Below are 22,917 nucleotides of genomic sequence, written 5' to 3'. Positions count from 1 at the left end.
GGGGAAGGCCCGCTGCGCCCCCGATGGCTTCCGTGGGACAAGCTTCGTCCTCAACTCGCCGCACACGCACGTCATTTACGCTCCGGGCCGGCGCATATCGTCGGCATATCGAAAACCACATACGGGCCGGCAACACCGTGCTGCCTTGACTGGTCGTATGACGGGAACCCCACCATCGGCACCCACGACGAACCGCCGGATGCGCGGGCTGCTTGTCGTCGGCCTGACAGTCGTCATAGCGGTGATCACCGCGGTCCTCGGCTACCAGATGCCGAAGTCCTCGTCCTCCTCCTCGCTTTCGCCTCCGTCGGACGCATTACCTTCGGATGCCCATGGCGGTGGGCACGACGGTGCGCTGGGCGAGGCCGACGGGATCGTCCCGAACGGTGTGACGGTCTTCGACGACACGATTCCGGCTGTGGCCAAGCTCAAACCGGATCTGCTCAAGGCCCTGCGCCGGGCGGCGTCGACTGCCGCGCACGACGGAGTCACCTTCTACGTCAACAGCGGCTGGCGTTCCAAGGCGTACCAGAACCAGTTGCTTCGCCAGGCGGTCGCCAAGTACGGATCCGCGAACGAGGCCGCCCGATGGGTGGCCACCGCGGCGACTTCTCCTCACGTCACGGGAGACGCGGTCGACCTCGGGCGTTCCGATGCGACGGCGTGGCTGTCCCGGCACGGCACCGACTACGGGCTGTGCCAGATCTACAGGAACGAGACCTGGCACTACGAGCTGCGCACCAGTGCGATCGCTCGTGGCTGCCCGCCCATGTATGCCGACCCCACCGAAGACCCGAGGATGCAGCAGTGACCGGCAGTGAGAGAGAACAGACGATGACGCAGGTGGACACGGCGGAGACCGGGCAGGAAGGCCGCCGGGACACCGACTCCGGTGCCTGGAGCGCGTCCATCCGGAGGGCGATCCGTCGTGGCTCCCGCCCGGAGCCCTGGAAGCGCGGCCCGGTCCTCGTGGCGGCGGCGCTTCTCCTTGGCCTGCTCATGCTGCTGCACGCCGAGATCCCGAACCGGGTCGGGAACCTCGGCAGCCTGGTGGAGACCTTCCTGCCGTGGTTCGGCGTGTTCGTCCCGGTGCTGCTGGCCGCGGCGCTCTGGCGCCGCTCCGCCTCCGCCGTGGTGGCGCTGCTGCTGCCGGTGACGGTGTGGCTGTCCCTCTTCGGCGGGATGCTCAGCGACAAGTCCCACGCGGGCAGCGACCTCACCGTGGCCAGCCACAACGTCGGCGCCGACAATCCCGACCCGGCCGGCACCGCCCGCGACCTGGTGGCCTCCGGCGCGGACGTGCTGGCGCTGGAGGAGATCACCCCGCAGGCGCGGGGCGTCTACGAGAAGGGGCTGGCGAAGGCGTACCCGTACCACACGGTGCTGGGCACGGTCGGGCTGTGGAGCAAGCTGCCGATCTCGGACACCCGGCCGATCGACATCGGGATGGACGCCGGGCCGCTGGGAGCCACCAAACCGGCCGCCGTCAAGCTGACCTACAACCGGGCGCTGCGCGCCACGGTGGCCACGCACCACAGCCCGTTGACGGTGTATGTGGCCCACCTGGGATCCGCACGGGTGAACCCCAGGGCGGGCTTCGTGACGGACTCACGAGACAGGAACGCGCAGCTGCTCGGCAAGGCCCTCGCGAGCGAGAAGAGCAAGCGGGTGGTGCTGCTCGGCGACCTCAACGGCACCACGGACGACCGCGCGTTGGCCGGCCTCACCTCGCGGCTGCGCTCCGCGCAGGAGGTGGCCGGGGACGGCTTCGGCTTCAGCTGGCCGGCGACGCTCCCGGTGGCGCGGATCGACCAGATCCTGGTCCGCGGCGTGCAGCCGGACAGCTCGTGGGTGCTGCCGGGCACCGGCAGCGACCACCTGCCGGTCGCGGCCGGAATCAGCTGGTGAACACCGCGCAATAGGCTGGTCCCCGTTGCGAGATCACCCCGCGCGAGAGGACGTCCGACGATGCCACCGGCCCGGCAGCACCCCTCGATCGAGGGAAGGACTCAGGCAGCGATCGAGGAATTCCTGCGCGACCGCGGAGCCGGCCAATCGCCTCATCCGGGCGGCACCCTGCTCGAGCATCTGCTGCGGGTTCAGCGGCTGCTGGCCGCATGGGGAGCGGACCCCGACCTCCAGACCGCAGGACTGTGTCACGCGACCTACGGAACCGACGGCTTCGCCACGACACTGCTGCCCCTCACCGAACGGGCAACGCTCGTCGCCCTGATCGGTGAGTCGGCGGAGGAGTTGGTGTACCTGTACGCCGGCTGCGACCGCGCCATCGTCTACCCACGGATCGACGGCAGCGCGGCAGTCGCCTTCCGGGACCGCTTCACCGGCCGCGAGCACCAGCCCTCCCTCGAGGGCCTGAGGGCGTTCCTCGAGATCACCGCCGCCATCGAACTCGACGTACTGGCACACAACGCGGAGTTGGCCGAGCAGCACGGCCCCGCGCTGTACGGCTTCTTCAAACGCGCCGGCTCGCTGCTGTCCCCTGCGGCGCAGGACGCCGTCGACCGGCAGCTGGGGCACCTGCCGTAGTCCCCCGCAGCCGCCGTCAGGCGCCGAGGCGGCTCGACAGACGCGCCATCCGTTCGTCCCAGGCAAGCTCGCCGAGCTCCTGGTGATGCCGCCGCCTGGCCAGGACGGCGGGATGCCGTGCGCTGTCCGACTCGGGAGCCTGGCGGAGGTCCACCACGTGCGGGAATCCGTCGAGGGCCGGGGACTCGGGTGTGAGTTGCTCGCGTGTCGTTCTGACCTGGGTCATCAGATCGTCTGCCAGTGACCGGACCGCATCGTGGTCGTCACTGTCCTCCCCGACGATCTGTTGCGCCAGAGCGAAGGCGATCGGGGCCCGTTGGGCGGGGTCGTCGTCCAGCTTCTCGATGAGGACGACCGCGTCCTGTGTACGGCCCTGGGCGCGTACGGCAGCCATCTCCTGCGCGAGCGCCGGTGTCATGCCCTCAGCCCAGATGATGATGGTTTCCGCGAGGGTGATCAGATGAGTCACCGTCTCGAACCAACTGTCGTTCGACAGGTACAGCTGGGCCTGGGCCAGGGACTCGCCGTGGAGTCGCCAGGAGTCGAGTTCGAGGCCTGTCGATTCCGAGGTGGCCACCTGCACGATGGGGACCTCGCGGCCCAGCTCTCGCACCACATGATCGCCACGACGCTGATACGTGAACGTCTGAGCCTGGTGAAAGCCCTGTCCACCTGCGCAGCCCGCCCCGGGGCGACGGACCGTCCACTCCAACAGGCCGAAGTTGCGCAGGAGCAGCGCAAAGGGCTGTCCGCAACAGCACCAGGTCTTCACTTCGCCGACCGACCTGCGGTGCCGGTGCTGCGCGGCACGGACGAGTTCCTTCGCCTGATGCCGCTCGCGCCCCCTCTCCCACCGGTCGGCGGCAGGCCTCATCAGCAGCTCTGCGCTGAGGTTCGCCGCATGGCCGGGGAGTTCCACGGCGCGGAGGACGCGGCGCGCGTACCGGCCCCGGGCGAAGTACTCCGTGTCGAGTTCGCCGGTCACGCCGGGGGCGACGGCGAGGCCGTGCCACTGTGCTGCCGCACTGGCGAACCGGTCGTCGGCCGACGCGTCCTCTCCCAACAGCAGGTGGACCAGGCCGATATGGAAGTGCGCCTGTGCGAGCCGCCAGCGAAGGATCACGTCCCCGCTGCCCGACCAGCGGCCGAGGATCACGCGCCAGGGCTCGGCCTGTTGTCTGATGCCCCGGTCCCCGTCGGCGCCCCCGGTCGTGCCCATGAGGAGAGCTCCATGGGCGAGCGCACGGGACGCTGCTCGCTGAATCGTGACGTGAGCCTGTGGGGCGACCTGGTCCGCCGCCCGGTTCAGGACCGCGACAGCGGGGCCCGGGTCCTTGTCGTGCGCTGCCAGTGCCACGGCCGCGTCGGTCAGGGCCAGGAGCGCGGGTACGGCCACATCGGGATCGGCGTGACCGGCGTACAACTCCGCGATCCACTCCAGGACGGTGAGACCGTCACCGGCCCGCTCCAGTTGCGCCAACCGCTGCACGATCAGGAACAGGAACTCCGCGCGCTCCTGAGGGGAGCCACCACCCTGCGCAAACACGTGGTCGACGAGGTAGTCGCGCACGGTGCGCTGTGCCGCCGTCTCGTCGGGGACACGTGCCAGTGCGTCGTCCCAGCGGCCGATCACGGCCTCGATGCCCTCATGGACCTGGGCCCATGAGGGATCGCTCAGGTCTTCCATGGCCACTGGACAACCTCCGGCCGCTGATCCCCGTGACGACACCCAGCTCAGACGTATCAGCAAGTGTGCATGAACTCCGCCATGCAGCAGGGCGGTTGAGGTTGTTCGGCTGGGCGCGTCCGGTCCGTTCAAGACGTCGCCACGGCGTCGCCAGGCTCAGGGGAGCGAGCGTGTGCCGCTCCCAGAGCCAGTGGTGGCGGAGAGCGCCTCGGTCTCGGGTGTGGGCACGTACGGACTGCTACAGGCCCAGGTCCAGGCCGAGGCACGAGTAGTACTTCCAGGAGCCCTCGGGGTTGTACGAGGCCGCCGTCCCACCGCCGTGACCTGCATCCACCTCTTCGGTCATGTCCTCGAAGCGAATGCGCTCGGGGAGCGAGCCGTAGCGCGCGTGCCGTGCCGACGCGGCCGGGTCCGTCAACGCTTCCTTGTCCATGGCCTGACTCCCTTTCTTCACCGGTCGACCCATTCGGTCGCGTAACCACTTTGACAGGTGACGGCCGCACTCACAAGACTCGTCACCCCTCTCATCGGTCAGCCATCGTGACGCTCGGCGTGCCAGGGCAGCCCCGCCGTTGAACTCGCGGCAACAGTGCGGCACTTGGCTCAACACAGCCATGGGTCCGAGCAAGTCGAGTTGACCGCTGGGGCCGTGTCGGCCCGCTACGAGACCGACGCTACGGTGGTCGGCGAGCGCGACCAGGACTGACTGCTCGCGCCCTGGGCTCGCCCTCCAGCACGGCGCGCCCGGACACCCCCTGCTGTTCCCGAGTGTCCCGAGGAGAAAGGCACGCACCCTTGCCCCACGAAAAGGAACACCAGAGGGAGCATCTGAGAAGAGAGTCCCGGGTGCGCGGGATGATGCTCGGCCTGGCGCTCGGGGACACACTGGGAGGGGCCGGGGGCAGACTCCCGGCCGGCGGTCCGCTGCGGGCCGGCGTCAGCACGCAACTGGCCTGCTTCACCGCCGAGGGCATCATCCGCGCGCAGGTACGCGGAAACCACAAAGGGATCTGCTACGCGCCGGGGGTCGTCCTGCACGCCTACAGCCGGTGGGCGTACCTGCAGGGCATCGAGAGGGAGGCGATGCGCCGCCGCTGGGCTTCGCCCGGCACTACGGCGTGGCCGGACGGCTGGCTCGCGGGTGTGCCCGCGCTGGCCGAGCGGCGCGGTAGCGCACCGGCGACGGTGACGGCCCTGGCCCGGATCGGGGAAGGCCAGGAGCGGATGGCCACCACGAGCCGGGGCTGTCACGCACTGACCCGTACCCTTCCGGTCGCGGTCACCGGGATCGGAGGGATCGCCCAGGCCGGCGAGCTCGCCGCTCTCACGCACGGCGACACAGCAGCGCAGGCCGCCACCGTCCATGCAGCCGTGCTGACCCACCACTGCCTGACGAACCCCGCCGCGGAACACGGCCCATCGCCCCGCTCCGGCGGATCCGCCCGGGACGCGCTGCACGCGGGGATCACCGCCCTCCCGTCCGTCGGTCAGGGCGTCACCAACGAGCAGCACAGCCGTCTGGTGGCGGCATTCCGGCACGCCGTCGACGAGCCGGCGGACGCGGGACGGCTCGCACGGCTCGCTCCGGATCCGACCGCGCCCTCGGCGCTGCTCGGCGGCCTCTACGCAGCGGCCTCCTTCCCCGACCGTGCCGCGTTCCGTGCTGCACTGGAGTTCGCGGCGGGCGCACCGGACGGCGAGTCCGTCGCCTGTGTGGCCGGCGCGCTGCTCGGCGCCGTACACGGGGTCGAGGCACTGCCCGTCGACCTGATCAGCCGTCACGAACTGGCCTGGGTCCTCGACACCCTGGCCCGGGACCTGCTGATGGAACTCGAAGACTCACCCAGCGGCAGCGAGTACGTCCAGGGGTGGGATCCGCACTGGTGGCACCGTTATCCCGGCTGGTGACGCTCGTCGGACCGCGGTTCCCTCTATGCCTCCACTGTCTTCGCGCCGTGCCGGCGTGCCCGGTATGCGGCGGCCTTGACCCGGTTGCCGCAGGTTCGCATGGCGCACCACTCCCGTCGGTGACCTCGTGAACGGTCGAGGTAGACCTGGGTGCACTCGGGGCGGGAGCACTCGCGCAACAGCGCGGCTTCTTCACCGCCGATGATCTCGACGGCCTCACGGGCGAGGGCGGCGAGTCCTTGGGCAGCCGTGCCGGTCCGGGTCGCACCATCGGGGCCGAGCCGCACGGTCACGGGGAGACCCGATGCCTGCTGATTCACCTCGTCGACCGCCTCCTCGGGCAGCGGCCGCCGCTCGATCCGGGCCGCCACCAGGGAGTAGATCGCCTCACGCAGCTCCACCGCGAGGGAGAGGTCGGCCTCGCTCGCCCCGGGTGCCAGATCGAGCATCCCGGACTCCAGGAACCAGTCGTCGAGCAGTTCGGGAGTGGCGAGCTTCTCGAGCGGCTTGCCGTTGCGGCGCGCGCGCAAGGTGCCGACGAAGTCCAGAGAGAGCGTCCCGCAGGGAAAGGCGTGATTCACGTAACCAGACTGACGGGTGACATCTGGATGTGCAAGATCGTACCCATTTCGATGCGCACACCGAGCTCCACACCTTCGATTCCATGACCTAAAGGCCATACTGAGTCCTCCTTTCATCAGCTCAGAGCGGCTCAGACTAAACCTCGGAACAAGTACGGTTTTTTTATTGACAGCAGAAAAGATCCCACCTTAGGTTTCCGGCCATGCGCCCGACCTTCGCCAGCGAGTCGGTTCCCACCATGACTCCGGCCGCCTCCCTGGTCTTCACCACGCTGCTCTCCCACGGCCCGCTCACCCGGGCCGAGGTCGGGCGGCGCACCAAGCTCTCTCCGGCCGCGGTCACCAAGGCGGTCCGACCGCTGATGGAGCTCGGCTATCTGGTCGAGGGCGCCGACGAAGAGGCGCGGCCCGCGGTGGGGCGTCCGGCCACCCTGGTGTCGGTGGATGCGGGACGGGCTCTGTTCATCGGGGTGAAGGTGACCGGCGACGAGGTCATCGGCGTGCTGGCCGACCTGTGCTGCCGTATCAGGGTGTCCCGGCACGTGGCCCTCCCGGGCCGGGAGCCGGAGGCCGTGCTGCCGGCCATCACCGCGCTGGTACAGGAGCTGCTCGTCGAGGCCGTCGGATTCGGTGTGCAGGTACGGGGCCTGGGCATCGCGATCTCAGGGGACGTGGACCGCGCGAACGGTCTGGTCCGCTACTCGCCCTTCCTGGAGTGGCGCGACGTACCGCTCGCCGAGCTCGCCGCTACCGCGACCGGTCTGCCGGTCACGGTCGACAACGACGTGCGGGCGCTCACGGTCGCCGAGCACTGGTTCGGGGCCGGAGTCGGGCTCTCGGACTTCGCCCTGGTGACCGTGGGCGCCGGCATCGGCTGTGGCCTGGTGGTGCACGGACGGGTGGTGTCGGGCGCGCACGGCGTGGCCGGCGAGATCGGGCATCTGTCCCTCGATCCGAGGGGTCCGCTCTGCCACTGCGGCAACCGCGGGTGTGTGGAGGCGATCGCGGCGGACTCCGCGATCCTCCGCGCGGTGAGCGCGGCCATGGGCAGGCAACTGACCGATCCGGCAGAGGCGTTGGACCTGGCTCACGGCGGAGACGCCGGCGCCCGGGCAGTATATGCGCAGGCCGGTGAAGCCATCGGCAAGGCCATCGCCTCCCTGGTGAACCTCCTCGGTCCCGAGCGGGTGGTCATCTCCGGGGAGGGCCTGGCCGCGTACGACCTCTTCGCCGAAGGCATCCGGGACGCGTTCGCCGCCTCCGCCTTCGGTACCGCCTCGCAGTGTGACGTCATGACCCGTCCGCTGCCCTTCGAGGAGTGGGCGCGCGGGGCCGCGGCCACCGCGATCCAGTCCTTCATGGGGTCGGACACGTACGAGGAGCAGCCATGACGCTGCAGAGCCGCAACCCGCGGTCCGCCGCGGTCCCCGACCTTCCCTAGCCCAGATCTCACCGATACCCCCGGCCCCCCAACGGGTACCGCCGCACCACTCCACTCACCGCACAAGCAGGAGGCGAGCCATGCCCTCATCCCCCTCCAGAGCCCTACCCGGCTTCACACGCCGTTCCCTCAGAGCCGTGCTGGTCCTGGCCGTCACGGCCGGGCTCGGCACCGCGGTCCCGGCCAGCGCCACTCAGGCAGCGCCCGCCGCCTCCAAGTCCGCTCCCACAGCGGCCCGTTCGGCTTCCTCCGCAGCGGACGTCGGCCCGGCGGCCAAGCCGTACATGGGCTGGTCGAGCTGGAGCATGCAGTCCTCCCAGTACCCGGGCCTCAACCCGGACGGCAACTACAGCTACCTCACCGAGGCGAACGTACTGAAGCAGACCGACGCCCTGGCCGCCACGCTGAAGAAGTACGGCTACGACCACGTCAACATCGACGCCGGCTGGTGGATGGACAAGAACTGGACCTCCGAGTTCGACCAGTACGGCCGGCAGACCCCCGACCCGGTGCGCTTCCCGGACGGTATGAAGTCGGTCGCCGACCACATTCACGCCAAGGGCCTCAAGGCCGGTATCTATCTGCCCGTCGGCCTGGAGAAGGGGGCGTACGGCGACGGCAGGGTGCCGATCCACGATGCCCCGGGCTGCACCACCGCGGACGTGGTCTACCCGGACCTGCGCACCACCAACGGCTGGGACAGCGCCTACAAGCTGAACTTCGACAACCCCTGCGCGCAGAAGTACATCGACTCGCAGGCGCAGTTGCTCGCGGGCTGGGGCTACGACTTCCTCAAGCTCGACGGTGTGGGCCCCGGTTCGTCCAAGTCGGGTGACAACTACAACAACGTGGCCGACGTCGCCGCCTGGCACCAGGCCATCGCCGGCACCGGGCGGCCGATCCACCTGGAGCTGTCCTGGTCGCTGGACATCTCCCACGCCGCGGACTGGAAGAAGTACTCCAACGGCTGGCGCATCGACACCGACGTGGAGTGCTACTGCAACACCCTGGTCACCTGGGAGAACTCGGTCAACGACCGGTGGAACGACGCCCCCGCGTGGAGCCGCAAGGCGGGTCCCGGCGGCTGGAACGACCTCGATGCGATCGACGTCGGCAACGGCGCGATGGACGGCCTCAGCAAGGCCGAGCGGCAGAGCTACATGACGCTGTGGGCCATCAACAAGTCACCCCTGTTCACTGGCGACGACCTCACCCAGCTCGACAGCTACGGCCTCTCCCTGCTCACCAACCAGGAGGTCATAGCGGTCGACCAGAACACCTCGCCCGTCGCGCGTCCCGTCACCCCGCTGGGCGACCAGCAGGTCTGGGGAACCAAGAACCCCGACGGCAGCTACACCGTCGCGCTGTTCAACCTCGGCGGCTCGCCCGTCTCCGTCACCGCGGACTGGGCGTCCTTCGGCTTCACCGGCGCGGCCGCCGTGCGCGACCTGTGGAACCACCAGAACCTCGGCACGTACAAGAACCGGATCACCTCGACGCTGCCCGCACACGGCTCCCGGCTGTTCACCGTCAAGCCCGGCGGCCCTTCTCTCGCGACCACCCGCTACGAGGCCGAGTCCGGCAACAACACCCTGACCGGGAACGCCTCCGTCGCCTCCTGCGAGGCCTGCTCCGGCGGCAAGAAGGTCGGCAACCTCTACCTCGACGGCAAGCTGCAGTTCAACGACATCACGGTGAAGAAGGACGGCATCTACACCGTCAACGTCGGCTACGTCAGCGGCGATGCCCGCTCGGTGACCGTCTACTCCAACAGCGGCCACGGCACCAGCCTGAAGTTCCCCTCCACCGGCGACTGGAGCACGGTCGAGACCGTCAGCGTCCAGCTCGCCCTCAAGGCGGGCTCCAACACGATCACCTTCGACAGCGGCTGGGACTACGCCCCCGACATCGACCGGATCGACGTACCCAAGTCCGCCTGATCAGCCTCCCGCCCTGATCAGTACGCCTCCCGACGGCCCCTGCCCCTCGTTCCCGCACGTGCCTTTCCCCCTCGGACATGGAGTGCACAACGTGGACACTCAGCACCCCGAGCCATCCGACAACCACCAGAGCCGCAGACGCTTTCTGGCCTTCGCCTCCACGGCCGGCGCGGCCGCCGCCCTCGGCGGTCTGCCCGCCTTCACCGCCTCGGCGGCCCCCCACCGGCCCGCTTCCTCCCCCTTGCTGTCCGCGGCCGCCGCCGCGAGGAACCAGTTGTGGTGGCGGGCGCCGGGCTCCCCCACCTCGATGATCCAGCAGGGTCTGCCGGTCGGGAACGGGCGCCTCGGAGCGCTCACGAGCAACGATCCCGCCACCGAACTGCTGACGATCACCGACGCCACCCTGTGGACCGGCGGCCTCAACGACACCCTGCAGAGCGACGGCCAATTCCCTTACGGCCGTGACGACTTCGGCTCGCTGACCCGGCTGGCCGAACTCACCGTCGACATCCCCGCGCACGACCTGGGATCGGTCGACAACTACCGTCGTACCCTCGACCTGGCCCAGGGCTTCGTCAGCGCCTCGTACGACCTGTCCGGCGTCACCTACCGTCGGCAGGTCTTCGCCAGTCGCCCCGACGACGTCATCGTCCTGTACTTCTCCCAGCAGGGCGGCAGCAGTTACACCGGCACCGTCTCCCTCACCGGCACTCACGGTGAGACCACCACGGCGAACCGCACCGGGCGCTGTGCCTCGTTCGGGGCGTCCTTCGCCAACGGCTTGAAGTACGGCGCCGCCGTCACGGCCCACAGCAGCGCCGGCTCGGTCGCGGTAGACGGTAGGTCGATCTCGTTCCGCAACTGCAAGGACCTGACCGTCGTGGTCAGCGGGGGCACCAACTACGCCCCTGACGCGGCCACCGGGTTCCGCGACCCGTCCATGGACCCGGAACGCCTGGCGCGAACCAAGGTCCTGGCCGCCGCAGGACACTCCGCGAGCACTCTGCTGCACACCCATGTCGCCGACTTCCGCCCGGTGTTCGAGCAGCAGGACATCAATCTCGGTACATCGACCGCCGCCCAGCGCAGTCTGGACACCTGGCAGCGGGTGCAGGCGCGCTACCGGGACGACGTCCCCGACCCCGAACTCGAGGCGGCCTACCTGCAGTTCGGCCGCTACCTGATGATCTCCGGATCGCGGGGCAGCCTGCCGATGGGCCTGCAAGGCCCTTGGCTGGATGGCAACGACCCCGACTGGATGGGCGACTACCACACCGACGTCAACGTCCAGATGAACTACTGGATGGCCGACCGGACAGGCCTGTCGGACTGCTTCGACGCCTTCGCCGACTACTGCCTCGCACAGCTGCCCTCGTGGACGGACGTCACGCAGCGGCTGTTCAACACCTCGACCAACAGGTTCCGGAACTCCAGTGGGAAAGTCGCAGGTTGGACCGTGGCCTTCTCCACCAACCCGTACGGCGGCAGCGGTTGGTGGTGGCACCCCGCGGGCAATGCCTGGCTCTGCCAGAACCTGTTCGAGCACTACGAGTTCACCCAGGACCGCGCCTACCTCGAAAGGATCTACCCCCTCCTCAAGGGCGCCGTGGAGTTCTGGGAGGCCCGCCTCATCACGACCACCGTCACCGACGCCTCAGGAACCTCGCGCGAGGTCCTCGTCGACGACAGCGACTGGTCACCCGAGCAGGGCCCGCAGGACGCCAAGGGCATCACCTACGCCCAGGAAGCGGTGTGGAACCTCTTCGGCAACTACCGGACCGCCACCCGCGTACTCGGCAAGGACCTCTCCTACGGCACGACCGTCGACGGCCTGCGTGAGCGCCTCTACCTGCCCGTGGTCAGCCCCACGACCGGCTGGCTGGAGGAGTGGATGTCGCCCGGCAACCTCGGCGAGACCACGCACCGTCATCTCTCCCCGCTGTTCGGTCTCTTCCCCGGCGACCGGATCCGCCCGGACGACTCCACACCCAAGGACATCCTCGCCGGCGCGAAGGCCCTGCTGACGGCCCGCGGTATGAACAGCTACGGCTGGTCCAACGCCTGGCGCAGCCTGTGCTGGGCCCGCCTGAAGAACGCGGAGAAGGCCTACCAGCTGGTCGTCAACAACCTGAAGCCGTCGGTGAACGGCAGCAACGGCAGCGCGTCCAACCTGTTCGACATCATGGACATGGGAGGGGGCCGCGGCATCTTCCAGATCGACGCGAACTTCGGCACCCCCTCCGCGATGATCGAGATGCTGGTGTATTCGCGGCCGGGCCACGTCGAGTTGCTGCCCGCCCTGCCCGCCGCATGGGCGGCATCCGGCTCGGTGTCCGGCGTCGGTGTCCGCGGCGGCTTCGTCGCCGACCTCAAGTGGCGGGGCGGCAAGGTCACGCAGCTGACCCTGAGGAGCGTCGGCGGCCGCGACACGACCGTCTTCGCGGGCAGCGCCTCCCGGAAGATCAGCCTCAAGCCCGGGGCGTCCGTCACGCTGAGCAACTTCGGCTGAGTCCGGTCGGCCCTGATCCCCCGACACGACGACATGAGCGGAGAGAACGACGATGTCTTCTGCAAAGGGAAGACCGGCGGCGTTTCGCCGACCGCTGCTGTCCGTGTGCGCCGCACTGACCGGCATGGCGCTCACGGTCGTTCCGTTGAGCACCGCCACCGTGGCCGGCGCGGCCACCTCTGACTCGCAGGGCAAGGCCACCAGGGTCAGCGCCTGGTCGCCCAGCATGACGACCGGCGGCCCGTCCTTCGACAACCAGACCATCCGGATGGTGGTGCACAGCAGCATCGCGGGCTCGGGCGCTCGCATCACGCTGTCCAACCGGTACGGCAGCGCTCCGCTCGATGTCGGCGAGGTGGACGTGGCCGTTCAGGCCGACGGCGGCGAGGGGACACGCGGGACCATCCGCAACGTCACCTTCGCCGGCTCCCGCCACCTCACGATCCCGGCGGGCGCGGAGACGGTCAGTGACGTCGTCCCGATCCCGGTCCGCGCGGGCGAGAACCTGCTCGTCAGCCTCTACGTCCCCGGTGCGACCGGCATGTCGACCTGGCACTCCGACGCCTTCGACACCACCTACATCGCCTCCGGGAACCACACGGGTGACGACACCGCCGCCGCGTTCGGCACGACCACGGCCTCGTGGTACTACCTGGCGGGCCTTGACGTTCTGTCATCGACCGCGAAGGGGACCCTCGTTGCCTTCGGTGACTCCATCACGGACGGCTACCACTCCTCGACCGGCACCTACACCCGGTGGCCCGACTTCCTCGCACGCCGCCTCGGCGCCGGACCGGGCCCGCAGAGACTGAGCGTCGTCGACGCCGGCATCGGCGGCAACCGCGTGCTCACCGACGTCCCGAACCTGTGGCAGGGGGTCAGCGCCCTCAAGCGCTTCGGTCACGACGCCCTCGGACAACCGGGCGTCAAAGACGTCATCCTCTTCGAAGGCATCAACGACATCGGCAACAACGCCGGCCCTGACGGCCGGCCGCTCACCGCCCAGGACCTCATCAACGGCTACCGCACCCTGATCGACCAGGCCCACGCCGCCCACGTCCACCTCATCGGCGCGACCCTGATGCCCGACGAGGGCAACGGCTACTACAGTCCCGCCGCCGAGGCGATCCGCCAGAGCGTCAACCGGTGGATCCGCACCGGCGGCGCCTTCGACGGCGTCATCGACTTCGACCGGACCATGCGCGACCCCCTCAACCCGGCCGCCCTCAACCCGTCGTACGACTCCGGCGACCACATCCACCCCAACGACGCGGGTATGAAGGCCATGGCGGACGCGATCGATCTGCGGCTCCTGCGCAGCTGAGTACCCGACCCGGCAAACCCCTTTCGTCAACCCTTACTTCACACCTTGACGAAAATGGTCCATCCCTTTAGTTTCACCGAGCGACCTCACCCCCCACCCCCACGAAAAGGGCACCCCGCCATGCCCAGCCCCAGACCGCTCCCCTTGTCCGCCGCCTTGGCGGTCACCGCTCTCACCCTGTCCGCCGGCCTGCTCACCGGCACCCCCGCACACGCCGCTGCCACCGCCCTGCCCACCGGCTTCGCGACCGTCATGAACGCCGCGAGCGGCCGCTGCCTGGACGCCGAGGCGGCCGACTGCCACTTCAATGTGAATCCTGGTGTCGTGGCCGCGCACGCCATCGAGGCGCCGAACAATGCGGGCGTCCGCTTCACCAGCATGGTGACCGTCTCCCTCGGCGACACGGGCACCATCAGCCACGTGATCAACAACACGGGCGGCCCGTCCGACTCCGGCACCAACCTGGCCAACCTGACCAACTATTCCTAGGAGTTGTAAAGGGCCCAGAACGGGTGTCCACGCGGCCGTTATGATCGCTGAAGGGGGACGGACACGACGGGGGGCTCGCGTTGGATCGCCTGGCAGGAGCGGGCCCGGAAATCGGCGCAGACCGACCGGAAGCGGTGTGCGGGTGACCGGCCGGCCGGCGCCCACCGTGCTGCCCTCGTCGTTGCGGCCCTGGCTCGGGCTGGTCGCGGTTCTCGCCGCCCTGGTGGTCGGCGCGATCGGGATCCTGTACGCCGGTCACGGCGAACCCGGCAGGGTGGACCGGTGGTTCATCGCGCCGACGGCGGACAGTGTGCGGCCGCCGTGGCGGTATGTCGCTCTGACCCTCGACTTCCTGGGTGAGCCCGCCGGATCGGTGATGGTGATCGTGGCCGCGGTGGTGGGGTGTGTGCTGCTTCGGCTTCCTCGCGTCGCGGTGCTCGTCGTGGCCGGGGTCGGCCTGACCGTGGGGACGGCGACGCTGCTCAAGCATGTGGTGGGACGCACCATCCACGGCGCCGACAATCTGTCCTACCCGAGCGGGCACACCGCCTTCTTCACCGCGCTCGCCCTCACGGCGGCGCTGCCCGCGACCGGCCGGCTCGGCCTCGGCAGAGCCGCCGGCATGTCACTCGTCCTCGCCGCGGCGCTGGCGGCCGGCGCCGCGATGGGGTGGGCGGAGGTGGCCCTGGGTGCGCACTACCCGACCGACGCGCTGGGCGGCTGGTGCACCGCACTCGCGGTGGTACCGGCGACGGCCTGGCTGGTCGACCGTGCGGCCGACCAGCGGGCCGTTCGCACGGCCGACGCCGGTCGGCTGGAGCGTCGCTGACGTCAGGCCAGGCGGCGGAACACCGGTTTCACCGGTCGTCCGGCCAGCCAGGGGGTGGGGTCACCGGCGTCCAGTGCCTTCCGGTACACGGCACAGGCCTGGGCCACCACATCGACGGTGTGGTCGATGTCGTCGTCGCTGAGCGCGCTGCTCACCACGAACGACGGGGCGAGCACCCCGCCCTCCAGGAGCCGGCGCAGGAACAGGGTGCGGTACTCCTGCGACGGCTGCCCGTTCTCGTCGAGGGTGGCGAAGACCAGGTTGCTGGCCCGGCCCCGGACGAGGATGTGCTCGCCGACGCCCATGGCGGCCGCGGCCTCGCGGACCCCGGCGGCCAGCCGCTCGCCGAGCGTGTGCAGCCGTGCGGTGACCCCCTCTTCGGCGTAGATGCTCTGCACGGCCATCGCGGCGGCCAGCGAGTGCGTTTCCGCGCCGTGCGTGGTGGACAGCAGGAACACCCGCTCGCCGGAGTGGCGCAGCCCGCCGCGCTCCATCAGCTCGCGGCGCCCGGCCAGCGCGGAGACGGCGAACCCGTTGCCCAGTGCCTTGCCGAAGGTGGAGAGGTCGGGGACCACGCCGTACAGGCCCTGGGCACCCGCCTCGGACCAGCGGAAGCCGGTGATCATCTCGTCGAAGATCAGCACACAGCCGTGCCGGTGGGCCAGTTCGCGCAGCCCGGCGAGATATCCGGGCGGCGGCTCGGTCTGGGTGGCGGGTTCGAGGATGAGGCAGGCGATCTCGTCCTGGTAGCGGGTGAGCAGCTCCTCCGTGGCGGCCAGGTCCCCGTAGGGGAAGGACACGGTGAGTTCGTTCGTCGTCTCCGGGATGCCGGCGGACATCGGCGTGGTGCCGATGAACCAGTCGTCGGTGGAGAAGAACGGATGGTCGGCGCAGAGGGCCACCCGCTGGCGGCCGGTGGCGGCGCGGGCGAGGCGCACCGCGGCGGTGGTGGCGTCGGAGCCGTTCTTCGCGAACTTCACCATCTCGGCGGTCGGCACCGTGGCCAGGAAGCGTTCCGCGGCCTCGACCTCCACCATGGACGGCCGGACGAAGTTGCTGCCGCGGTCGATCTCCCGCCGCACCGCCTCGCTCACGCGTGGATGGGCGTGGCCGAGGCTGACCGAGCGCAGGCCGGAACCGTACTCGATGTAGCGGTTGCCGTCGACGTCCCAGACATGGGCGCCGCGGCCGTGGCTGATGACGGGGGCCAGGTTCTCCGGGTACTGGTCGTCGCCCTTGGCGTAGGTGTGCGCGCCTCCGGGGATCATGGTGTGCAGGCGCTCGTTCGCCGCCCGTGACCGGGGCAGGTCGAACTCCGCGGTCGCTTCGGTGTGTTCGGTGGTCAACCGACTTCACCCTTCCTTGTGCTTCAGGACCTCGGCGAGGCTCGGCGCCTCGCGGTCCCGCTGGGACATCGACGTGACCTGCAGCGGCCAGGGAATGGCGAGTTCCGGGTCGTCGAAGGCGATCGTCACGTCCTCGGACGGATCGTGCTGACGGTCGATACGGTAAGAGGTGTCTGCGATTTCGGTAAGAGCCTGGAAGCCGTGGGCACATCCCGCCGGGATGTACAGGGTCTGCTGCATCTCACCGGACAGCTCGAAAGAGGCCCAGTTGCGGTACGTCGGTGAGTCCGGGCGCAGGTCCACGACGACGTCGAAGATCTTCCCGTACGAGCAGCGCACCAGCTTGGCCTCGCCGGCCCCGGAGCGCAGGTGCAGGCCGCGCAGCACGCCCCGGACCGAGCGGGAGACGCTGTCCTGGACGAAGGCGTTCGGGTCGAGGCCCACCGAGCGGACCACGTCGGCGTCGAAGGTACGGCAGAAGAAGCCGCGTTCGTCGGCGTACGGCGTCGGCTCGAACAGGTACGCGCCGGCGATCTCCGGGACTTGGGTCGCTTTCATGGAGCCTTCCGAAAGGTGTGGGACTGGTCGGCCGCCGGGAACAGGGCCGCATTCAAGGCCGTGAACTGGTCGGCGAGTTGCTCGGCCACGGCCTGGTTCCGCTCGGTGAGGACCTGCCGCAGCTCCGCCGAGCGCTTCTCCAGCGTCCGGAACTGTTCGAGCAGCCGGTCGGCGTCGACCTCGCGCGCGGGGTGGCAGAAGGCGCCCAGGCCCATCCGGTCCATGAGCGCGTCGCTCTTGGCCGCATAGCTGAGGGCGAGCACCGGGGTGCCGGTCTTCAGCGCGCAGATCAGGTTGTGGTAGCGGACCGCGACCACGGTGTCGGCCGCCGCCATCTCCTTCATCAGGTCGGCCAGTGACGCCGGTTCCGCGGCGGTGACCAGCGGCGAGTCGACCGCGTTCAGGATCGCCTCGACCACGGCCACATCGCACTGGTCGCCGGTGAGCAGCCGGATGGGCCTGCCCTCCTCGACCAGCGTGCGGACGAACCGGATCGTCCCGTCGAGGTAGCGGCGGTGGATCTCGTCGGCCCGGGCACGGTCGTCGTTTCCGCCGTGGAAGTCCATGACACCGAGGCAGACCGTGCCCGGCGAGCCCGGGGGCGCGCTCGTCTGCGGCGCCGGCAGGGCGAACGCGAGGTCGGGGTAGACCTCGTCGCGTGCGGTGTCCACGCCCATCGCCCGCATCGCGTCGCGGGACTGGGCGTCCCGGTAGGAGCGGTACGCGGCCAGCCGCGCCGACCAGCGCACCAGGGCCCGGGTGGGACGGTTGCGGATCTCGTTGGCGCCGACGCTGACCAGAGCGACCCGGGTGCCGAGCAGCCGGCCGCTCGCGCAGAGCAGGAACAGCGAGTACGGGAAGCCCCAGGGCCGCAGCGGAAGCGTGGCCTCCAGGACGCCCATCCCCGGCACGATCACCACGTCGTGCCGGCGCACCCAGGCGGCGGTGCGGAAGACGTCGACGAGTTTGCCCAGGCCCTTCGACACGATCGCGCTCGCCCGTGACGCGGTCCGGTACTCCGCGCGGTTCCAGTGCAGCCGTGTGGCGGGGATCCCGAACCGGGTGGTCACGGCCTCGGGTCCGCCGCACAGGGCGTCCACGACCGCGTCCGGGTGCTCGGTGCGCAGATATCCCAGTACGGCCTCCAGCGAGCCGTCGTTGCCGAGGTTGCCGGAGCCGAGGAGTCCGAACAGGCCCACCCGTGGTGCCGCGTTCATGCCCGCCGCCCCTCGCGGCCCGCGACGAGGGAGTCGACGGAGACGTCGAGCGCGGACGGGTCGACCGGTGCGCGGTCCTCGACGCGCTCGCCGGCGCCGGGCCGGACCCGGCTGGTCATCCAGGCGCCCATGTGCCGGTAGCACTCGCGCCGGTCGGCCGGGGACAGCGGCGCCCGCCGGATCGCCGCGGCGAAGCCCCAGATGTACTCGGCGAGCAGCCGGGGCGTCGGGTGCAGCGGGCCCGCCCGGCGCGGGTCCAGGTTGACGCAGCGGGCGCGCTTGGACGGGTTCGCCCGCTCGGCGCGGTTGGGGTGGTCGCGGCGGAAGTACAGCAGCTCCGGCACCTGGTGGAAGCGGCCGTGCAGGGTGATCTCGGCGACGAAGGTGCGGTCGGCGTGGTGGTAGCTGTCGAGGGGCTTGACCCGGCGCAGCATGTCGGCCCGCATCACCCCGTAGAAGTCGTCGCCGCCCGGCTCGAACAGCAGGCTGCGGAACCGCTCCGGCGCGTGCGGCGAGTCGGTGGCGAGCGTGTACTCGTAGGGGACCTTGACCTGGCCGTCGCCGTCGATGACGGCCTGGTCGGCGTGGGCGAGGATGACGTCGGGCTGCTCGTCCAGCGCCTCGATGCAGCGCCGCAGCAGGTCGCGGGCGTAGAGGTCGTCGTGCGAGGCCCACTTGAACAGCTCGCCGCGGCACTGGGTGAACACGTAGTTGTGGTTCGGCGTGGCGCCGACGTTCCGGGGCAGCCGGAGGTAGCGGATGCGGGAGTCCTGCGCGGCGTACTTGCGGCAGATCTCCTCGGTTCCGTCGGTCGAGGCGTTGTCGGAGATGACCAGCTCGAAGTCCTCGTAGGTCTGCCCGAGCAGGGCGTCGAGCGACTCGGCGAGGTACTCCTCGCCGTTGTAGACGGGCAGGCCGATGCTCAGCCTGGGTCGGTCGGTCATGAGGTCCTCACTTCGGGAACGGGGTTGTGGTCGCGCTCACGCAGGGCCGACCGCAGCTGCAGCCACCACACGGCCGAGCCGCCGACGGTCGCGGCGGCGACACCCCAGGCCGAGCCGACCGTGCCGGCCAGGGCGGCACCGCCGAGCCCGCCGCCGACGTAGAAGGCGGAGGCGAACAGCTGGCAGCGCAGGCTGCGCCGGGCGGCGCCGAGCGCGCGCAGCCCCGCGGCCGCGCCGGTGCCGAGGCCCGCGCCCGCGACGCTGAAGGTGATCGGCGCGATGAGATGCGAGGAGGAGTGCCAGACGCTGCCGAGCAGGAGGTCACCGAGCCGGTTCGGCAGCAGCAGCAACGAGCCGCCCCACAGCAGGGCGGCGACGGCCTGTCCGCCGCCGAGGAGGAGACAGAACTTGCCGAGGCGGTGCGGGGACTGCCGCAGCACCCGTGCCGCCTCCGGGACGGTGACCAGCGAAAGGCCCATCAGGACGGCGAGGAACGGGCCCATGAGGAGTTCGGCGCCCCGCACGGCGCCCACCGCGCTCACCGCGACGATCGCGCCGAGGCCGTAGGCCCGCAGTTGGCTGGCGCCACTGAGGCTGACGTTCTCGACCAGGTACCGGTAGCCGAGGTCGCGTTGCTCGCGCAGCCACCCGCGGGCCTTGCCCATCCGGGGCCGGATGCCGGACTGGTAGCAGCCGTACGCGGCGGCCACCGCGGCGGACGCGCCCCAGGCCAGCACGAAGGCACCCACGGTGTCCGCACGGGCGGCAGCCACCATCGCCGGGACGAGCGCCACGCACCACACGACGTCGTTGACGAAGGCCTTTTGGCCGTTGCCCGCCGCGAAGAACGCGAACCGCCAGGCGTCCTGGAGCAGCAGTCCCGGCAGCATGACGCCGAGGCAGGCGAAGGCGGCCCCCAGCCGGCCGCCGAGAGCCAGCCCGACCACCAGGGAGAGCGCGCCGATGGAGGCACCGACGCCGAGCGCGGTACCCGTCGAGCGGGCCACCGCCCGTCGCCAGGACGCCTCCGGCACTCCGCTGAAGCGCACGGTGAGCGGGTCGGTGGACAGGCCGCGCGAGACGTTGAGCACCACGCCGTAGGTGACCCAGGCCAGGCTGAACACGCCGAACGCGGTCACCCCGAGCGAGCGGGCCACGTAGATGCCCACCGCGAAGTTGCTGATGCTGGAGGCCGCCTGGTCGGCCAGTCCCCAGGACAGCCGGCCGAGGAGGGCCCGCTTGGCGGATCCGGCCCGCGGCGCCGCTGTCGGCGGGTTCTCCCCCTCGACGGGCATCGACGTCATGTCTTGATCAGTCCTGCCTCGTGCAGTGCACCGGCCGCGTCGGCGACGGTGTCGAAGGGCAGCCCGGACCGCTCGGCGACGTCCAGCAGATCGTGCTCGCCGTCGGAGAGGTTGAGCACCCAGAGCATGGCCATCTGGGCCTGCTTGGTGTCGCTGCGGCCGCCGAGCGCGTCGTACAACCCGCGGCGCCCCAACTGCGGTTCGCCGTAGGGGCTGAGGTTGAGGTAGCGCCGGTTGCGGTCCAGGACGGCGAACGCCTCGCGGCAGACGGCGAGGGTGTCGGCCAGCGCCTCCGGGGAGACGAAGTCCGGGTTGTCCGCCGAGGTGTGGTACTCGGGATAGCCCGCGTACGGGGTCCTGGTGAGCGAGCCCACGCCGAGGTTGAACCCGGGCGAGCAGTACTGCCGCTCGTCGTAGCCGTACGGAGTGAACTCGTTGACCTGGTGCGGGCGTTCGGAGGCGGCCAGCACGTGCCGCAGCACCCGGTCGATCTCCGCATCGCCGCGCCTGCTCTGCTTGTACGTCAGGTGTCCCCGGTCGCCGGCGCAGGCCAGCACGAGCCCGTGCTTGACCCGCTCGACCCGCTCCGCGTTGCGGGCCAGCCAGGTGATCGCCCCGATGGTGCCGGGCGCGAAGATGAACCGGTAGGTGTAGTACGGCGTCCGCCGCGCCAGCTCCCGGGCGAGGTAGGTCGCCACCGCGACGCCGGCCATGTTGTCATTGGCCAGTGCCGGGTGGCAGACGTGGCAGGAGACGATCACCTCGTCGGAGACCTGCCCGGGGACCACGTGCTCGGCGTAGGTGAGGTGGCCGTCGGCGAGCGTGGAGTCGATGCGGACCTCGTACTCGCCCTCCGCCATCGCGTCCAGGGTCTCCTGGGCCAGGCAGAACCCCCACTCCGGCTTGTAGTAACTCGTGCGATACGGCACCCACGACGGCTGCTCCGGCAGGGTGTGCAGGTGGTCGCGCAGCTCGGACAGCGGCATCGTCGCCGACACCGGGACGCTGTAGCCGAGCACGTGCAGGCTGGACGCGGCGAAGTCGACGATCCGGTTGCCCGCGCTGTCGGCGATGTACGCGTCGCGGATGTTCCACTCCTGCGGCACCGTCCAGTCGAGCACCTGGGTGCCGGTCGGCACCTCGTGCACCTGCAGCGACAGGTACTCGCCGACGATGTCCAGGGTGGCGCGGACACCGTCGCCGGTGATGCTCCGGCACAGCGGGTACATCCGCTCCACCAGGGCGTGCATCTCTTCGCCGGGATGGGTCATCGGCGCCACCGCAGGGTGTCGTCGACGGTGCCGGCCTCGGACGCCGCGCGCAGCACGGCCAGCCGGGTGAAGCGCTGGTCGAAGTCCTCCTTGGTCAGCCGGAACTTCCGGTAGGCGTCGGCGAGTTCGAGCGCGCCGCGCTTGACCGACCACTCGATGTCGAAGCCGGGGATCGCGGCGCGGAACCGGGAGAAGTCCACCCGGTAGGAGCGCGGATCGGCGCCGTTCTCCCCGGTGATCCGCACCTTCGCGCCGGGCACCGCCTCGGCGACCTGCTCGGCGATCTCGGCGACGGTGACGTTGTTGGTCTCGCTGCCGATGTTGAACGGCCGGTCGTGGACCGCCTCGCGCGGCGCGGTCAGCGCGGCCGTGAAGGCCCGTGCGATGTCGGCCGCGTGCACCAGCGGGCGCCAGGGGGTGCCGTCGGAGAGCACCAGCACCTCGCCGGACAGCAGCGCGTGGCCGACCAGGTTGTTCAGCACGATGTCGGCGCGCAGCCGGGGCGAGTAGCCGAAGGCGGTGGCGTTGCGCATGTACACCGGGGTGAAGTCGTCGTCGGCCAGCGCGTGCAGGTCGTCCTCCACCCGCACCTTGGACTCCGCGTACGGCGTGACCGGGCGCAGCGGGGCGTCCTCGCCCACCAGGTCGTCGCCGCCTGCGGCGCCGTAGACGGAGCAGGTCGAGGCGTACAGGAACCGCCGCACTCCGGCGTCGCGGGCCAGCCGGGCCAGCCGTACGGAGGCGTGGTGGTTGATGTCGTAGGTGAGTTCCGGCGCCAGCGAGCCCAGCGGGTCGTTGGAGAGCGCGGCCAGGTGGATGACTGCGTCCACGCCGGCCACGTGTTCGGCCGTGACGTCGCGCAGGTCCACCCGATGGCCCTGCGGGTCGGCGGGTGTCTCGCCGAGGACGGAGTCGGCGAACAGGCCGGAGTCGAGGCCGAGGACCTCGTGTCCGGCGGCCGCGAGGACCGGGGCCATCACGGTGCCCAGGTAGCCCTGGTGTCCGGTCAGGAGTACGCGCAT

Annotated in this window: 19 protein-coding genes and 1 pseudogene; 10 read left to right on the top strand and 10 right to left on the bottom strand. The window is 70.3% G+C overall.

Annotation, left to right across the window (positions count from 1 at the left end):
* Positions 1–199 precede the first annotated feature (199 nt).
* From ACIBW9_RS10615 to ACIBW9_RS10605, 3 genes are read left to right on the top strand one after another with little or no spacing between them, the layout of a single operon-like run.
* Entirely contained in the window at positions 200–811 is a 612-nt protein-coding gene (locus ACIBW9_RS10615) for a M15 family metallopeptidase (protein WP_398953341.1), read from the top strand.
* Between the two features lie 23 nt (positions 812–834).
* Positions 835–1,908: an endonuclease/exonuclease/phosphatase family protein gene (locus ACIBW9_RS10610; RefSeq protein WP_398953339.1), complete on the top strand. Its 1,074-nt coding sequence runs from the start codon at positions 835–837 to the stop codon at positions 1,906–1,908.
* Between the two features lie 60 nt (positions 1,909–1,968).
* Positions 1,969–2,547 carry a DUF6817 domain-containing protein gene (locus ACIBW9_RS10605; protein WP_398953337.1) on the top strand — a complete coding sequence of 193 codons (579 nt, stop codon included), beginning with the start codon at positions 1,969–1,971 and terminating at the stop codon, positions 2,545–2,547.
* 16 nt (positions 2,548–2,563) lie between these two features.
* Here the strand turns inward: ACIBW9_RS10605 and ACIBW9_RS10600 are convergent, their stop codons facing one another.
* Both ACIBW9_RS10600 and ACIBW9_RS10595 read right to left on the bottom strand, forming a co-directional pair.
* Positions 2,564–4,234: a hypothetical protein gene (locus ACIBW9_RS10600; RefSeq protein ID WP_398953335.1), complete on the bottom strand. Its 1,671-nt coding sequence runs from the start codon at positions 4,232–4,234 to the stop codon at positions 2,564–2,566.
* A gap of 238 nt (positions 4,235–4,472) precedes the next feature.
* A complete protein-coding gene (locus tag ACIBW9_RS10595; protein WP_398953333.1) occupies positions 4,473–4,667 on the bottom strand; it encodes a hypothetical protein in 195 nt (64 codons plus the stop codon).
* Positions 4,668–5,089: 422 nt separating this feature from the next.
* Here ACIBW9_RS10595 and ACIBW9_RS10590 point away from each other — a divergent pair, with 422 nt between their 5' ends.
* On the top strand, positions 5,090–6,142 hold the full coding sequence (locus ACIBW9_RS10590) for an ADP-ribosylglycohydrolase family protein (protein ID WP_398953980.1): 1,053 nt from the start codon (positions 5,090–5,092) through the stop codon (positions 6,140–6,142).
* Positions 6,143–6,165: 23 nt separating this feature from the next.
* Here the strand turns inward: ACIBW9_RS10590 and ACIBW9_RS10585 are convergent, their stop codons facing one another.
* Positions 6,166–6,723 (bottom strand): CGNR zinc finger domain-containing protein, encoded by a 558-nt coding sequence (locus tag ACIBW9_RS10585; RefSeq protein WP_398953331.1) that lies wholly within the window; start codon positions 6,721–6,723, stop codon positions 6,166–6,168.
* Positions 6,724–6,926: 203 nt separating this feature from the next.
* Here ACIBW9_RS10585 and ACIBW9_RS10580 point away from each other — a divergent pair, with 203 nt between their 5' ends.
* The 6 genes and pseudogenes from ACIBW9_RS10580 to ACIBW9_RS10555 all read left to right on the top strand — a co-directional run bounded on the left by ACIBW9_RS10580 (position 6,927) and on the right by ACIBW9_RS10555 (position 15,255).
* Positions 6,927–8,114 (top strand): ROK family protein, encoded by a 1,188-nt coding sequence (locus ACIBW9_RS10580; protein WP_398953329.1) that lies wholly within the window; start codon positions 6,927–6,929, stop codon positions 8,112–8,114.
* Positions 8,115–8,244: 130 nt separating this feature from the next.
* Positions 8,245–10,104: an alpha-galactosidase D gene (locus ACIBW9_RS10575; protein ID WP_398953327.1), complete on the top strand. Its 1,860-nt coding sequence runs from the start codon at positions 8,245–8,247 to the stop codon at positions 10,102–10,104.
* Positions 10,105–10,195: 91 nt separating this feature from the next.
* The gene (locus ACIBW9_RS10570) at positions 10,196–12,613 is read left to right on the top strand and encodes a glycosyl hydrolase family 95 catalytic domain-containing protein (protein ID WP_398953325.1); all 2,418 of its coding nucleotides are present in this window, start codon (positions 10,196–10,198) and stop codon (positions 12,611–12,613) included.
* A 52-nt stretch (positions 12,614–12,665) separates the two neighbouring features.
* Positions 12,666–13,937 (top strand): SGNH/GDSL hydrolase family protein, encoded by a 1,272-nt coding sequence (locus ACIBW9_RS10565; RefSeq protein WP_398953323.1) that lies wholly within the window; start codon positions 12,666–12,668, stop codon positions 13,935–13,937.
* Between the two features lie 297 nt (positions 13,938–14,234).
* Positions 14,235–14,426, top strand: a pseudogene (locus ACIBW9_RS10560) (hypothetical protein); the annotation flags it as partial.
* Positions 14,427–14,568: 142 nt separating this feature from the next.
* The gene (locus ACIBW9_RS10555; RefSeq protein ID WP_398953321.1) at positions 14,569–15,255 is read left to right on the top strand and encodes a phosphatase PAP2 family protein; all 687 of its coding nucleotides are present in this window, start codon (positions 14,569–14,571) and stop codon (positions 15,253–15,255) included.
* Positions 15,256–15,257: 2 nt separating this feature from the next.
* On the opposite strand, the gene ACIBW9_RS10550 is transcribed toward ACIBW9_RS10555, so the two are convergent.
* From ACIBW9_RS10550 to ACIBW9_RS10520, 7 genes are read right to left on the bottom strand one after another with little or no spacing between them, the layout of a single operon-like run.
* Positions 15,258–16,601, bottom strand: a complete 1,344-nt coding sequence (locus ACIBW9_RS10550; RefSeq protein ID WP_398953319.1) for a glutamate-1-semialdehyde 2,1-aminomutase — start codon at positions 16,599–16,601, stop codon at positions 15,258–15,260.
* A 6-nt stretch (positions 16,602–16,607) separates the two neighbouring features.
* The gene (rfbC, locus tag ACIBW9_RS10545; RefSeq protein ID WP_398953317.1) at positions 16,608–17,159 is read right to left on the bottom strand and encodes a dTDP-4-dehydrorhamnose 3,5-epimerase; all 552 of its coding nucleotides are present in this window, start codon (positions 17,157–17,159) and stop codon (positions 16,608–16,610) included.
* Complete coding sequence (locus tag ACIBW9_RS10540; protein ID WP_398953316.1) at positions 17,156–18,376, bottom strand: polysaccharide pyruvyl transferase family protein; 1,221 nt, start codon at positions 18,374–18,376, stop codon at positions 17,156–17,158. Before ACIBW9_RS10540 ends, rfbC begins: the two co-directional genes overlap by 4 nt.
* On the bottom strand, positions 18,373–19,320 hold the full coding sequence (locus ACIBW9_RS10535; protein WP_398953314.1) for a glycosyltransferase family 2 protein: 948 nt from the start codon (positions 19,318–19,320) through the stop codon (positions 18,373–18,375). The genes ACIBW9_RS10540 and ACIBW9_RS10535 overlap by 4 nt, the downstream gene beginning before the upstream one ends.
* Complete coding sequence (locus ACIBW9_RS10530; RefSeq protein WP_398953312.1) at positions 19,317–20,624, bottom strand: hypothetical protein; 1,308 nt, start codon at positions 20,622–20,624, stop codon at positions 19,317–19,319. The genes ACIBW9_RS10535 and ACIBW9_RS10530 overlap by 4 nt, the downstream gene beginning before the upstream one ends.
* Positions 20,621–21,895, bottom strand: a complete 1,275-nt coding sequence (locus ACIBW9_RS10525; RefSeq protein ID WP_398953310.1) for a DUF4910 domain-containing protein — start codon at positions 21,893–21,895, stop codon at positions 20,621–20,623. The genes ACIBW9_RS10530 and ACIBW9_RS10525 overlap by 4 nt, the downstream gene beginning before the upstream one ends.
* The gene (locus ACIBW9_RS10520) at positions 21,892–22,917 is read right to left on the bottom strand and encodes an NAD-dependent epimerase/dehydratase family protein (protein ID WP_398953308.1); all 1,026 of its coding nucleotides are present in this window, start codon (positions 22,915–22,917) and stop codon (positions 21,892–21,894) included. Before ACIBW9_RS10520 ends, ACIBW9_RS10525 begins: the two co-directional genes overlap by 4 nt.

This window comes from Streptomyces sp. NPDC049541, assembly GCF_044465725.1.
Taxonomy (GTDB): Bacteria; Actinomycetota; Actinomycetes; order Streptomycetales; family Streptomycetaceae; genus Streptomyces.
The sequence above is the reverse complement of the archived record's forward strand: the minus strand, read 5'-3'. Positions and strand labels throughout refer to the sequence as shown.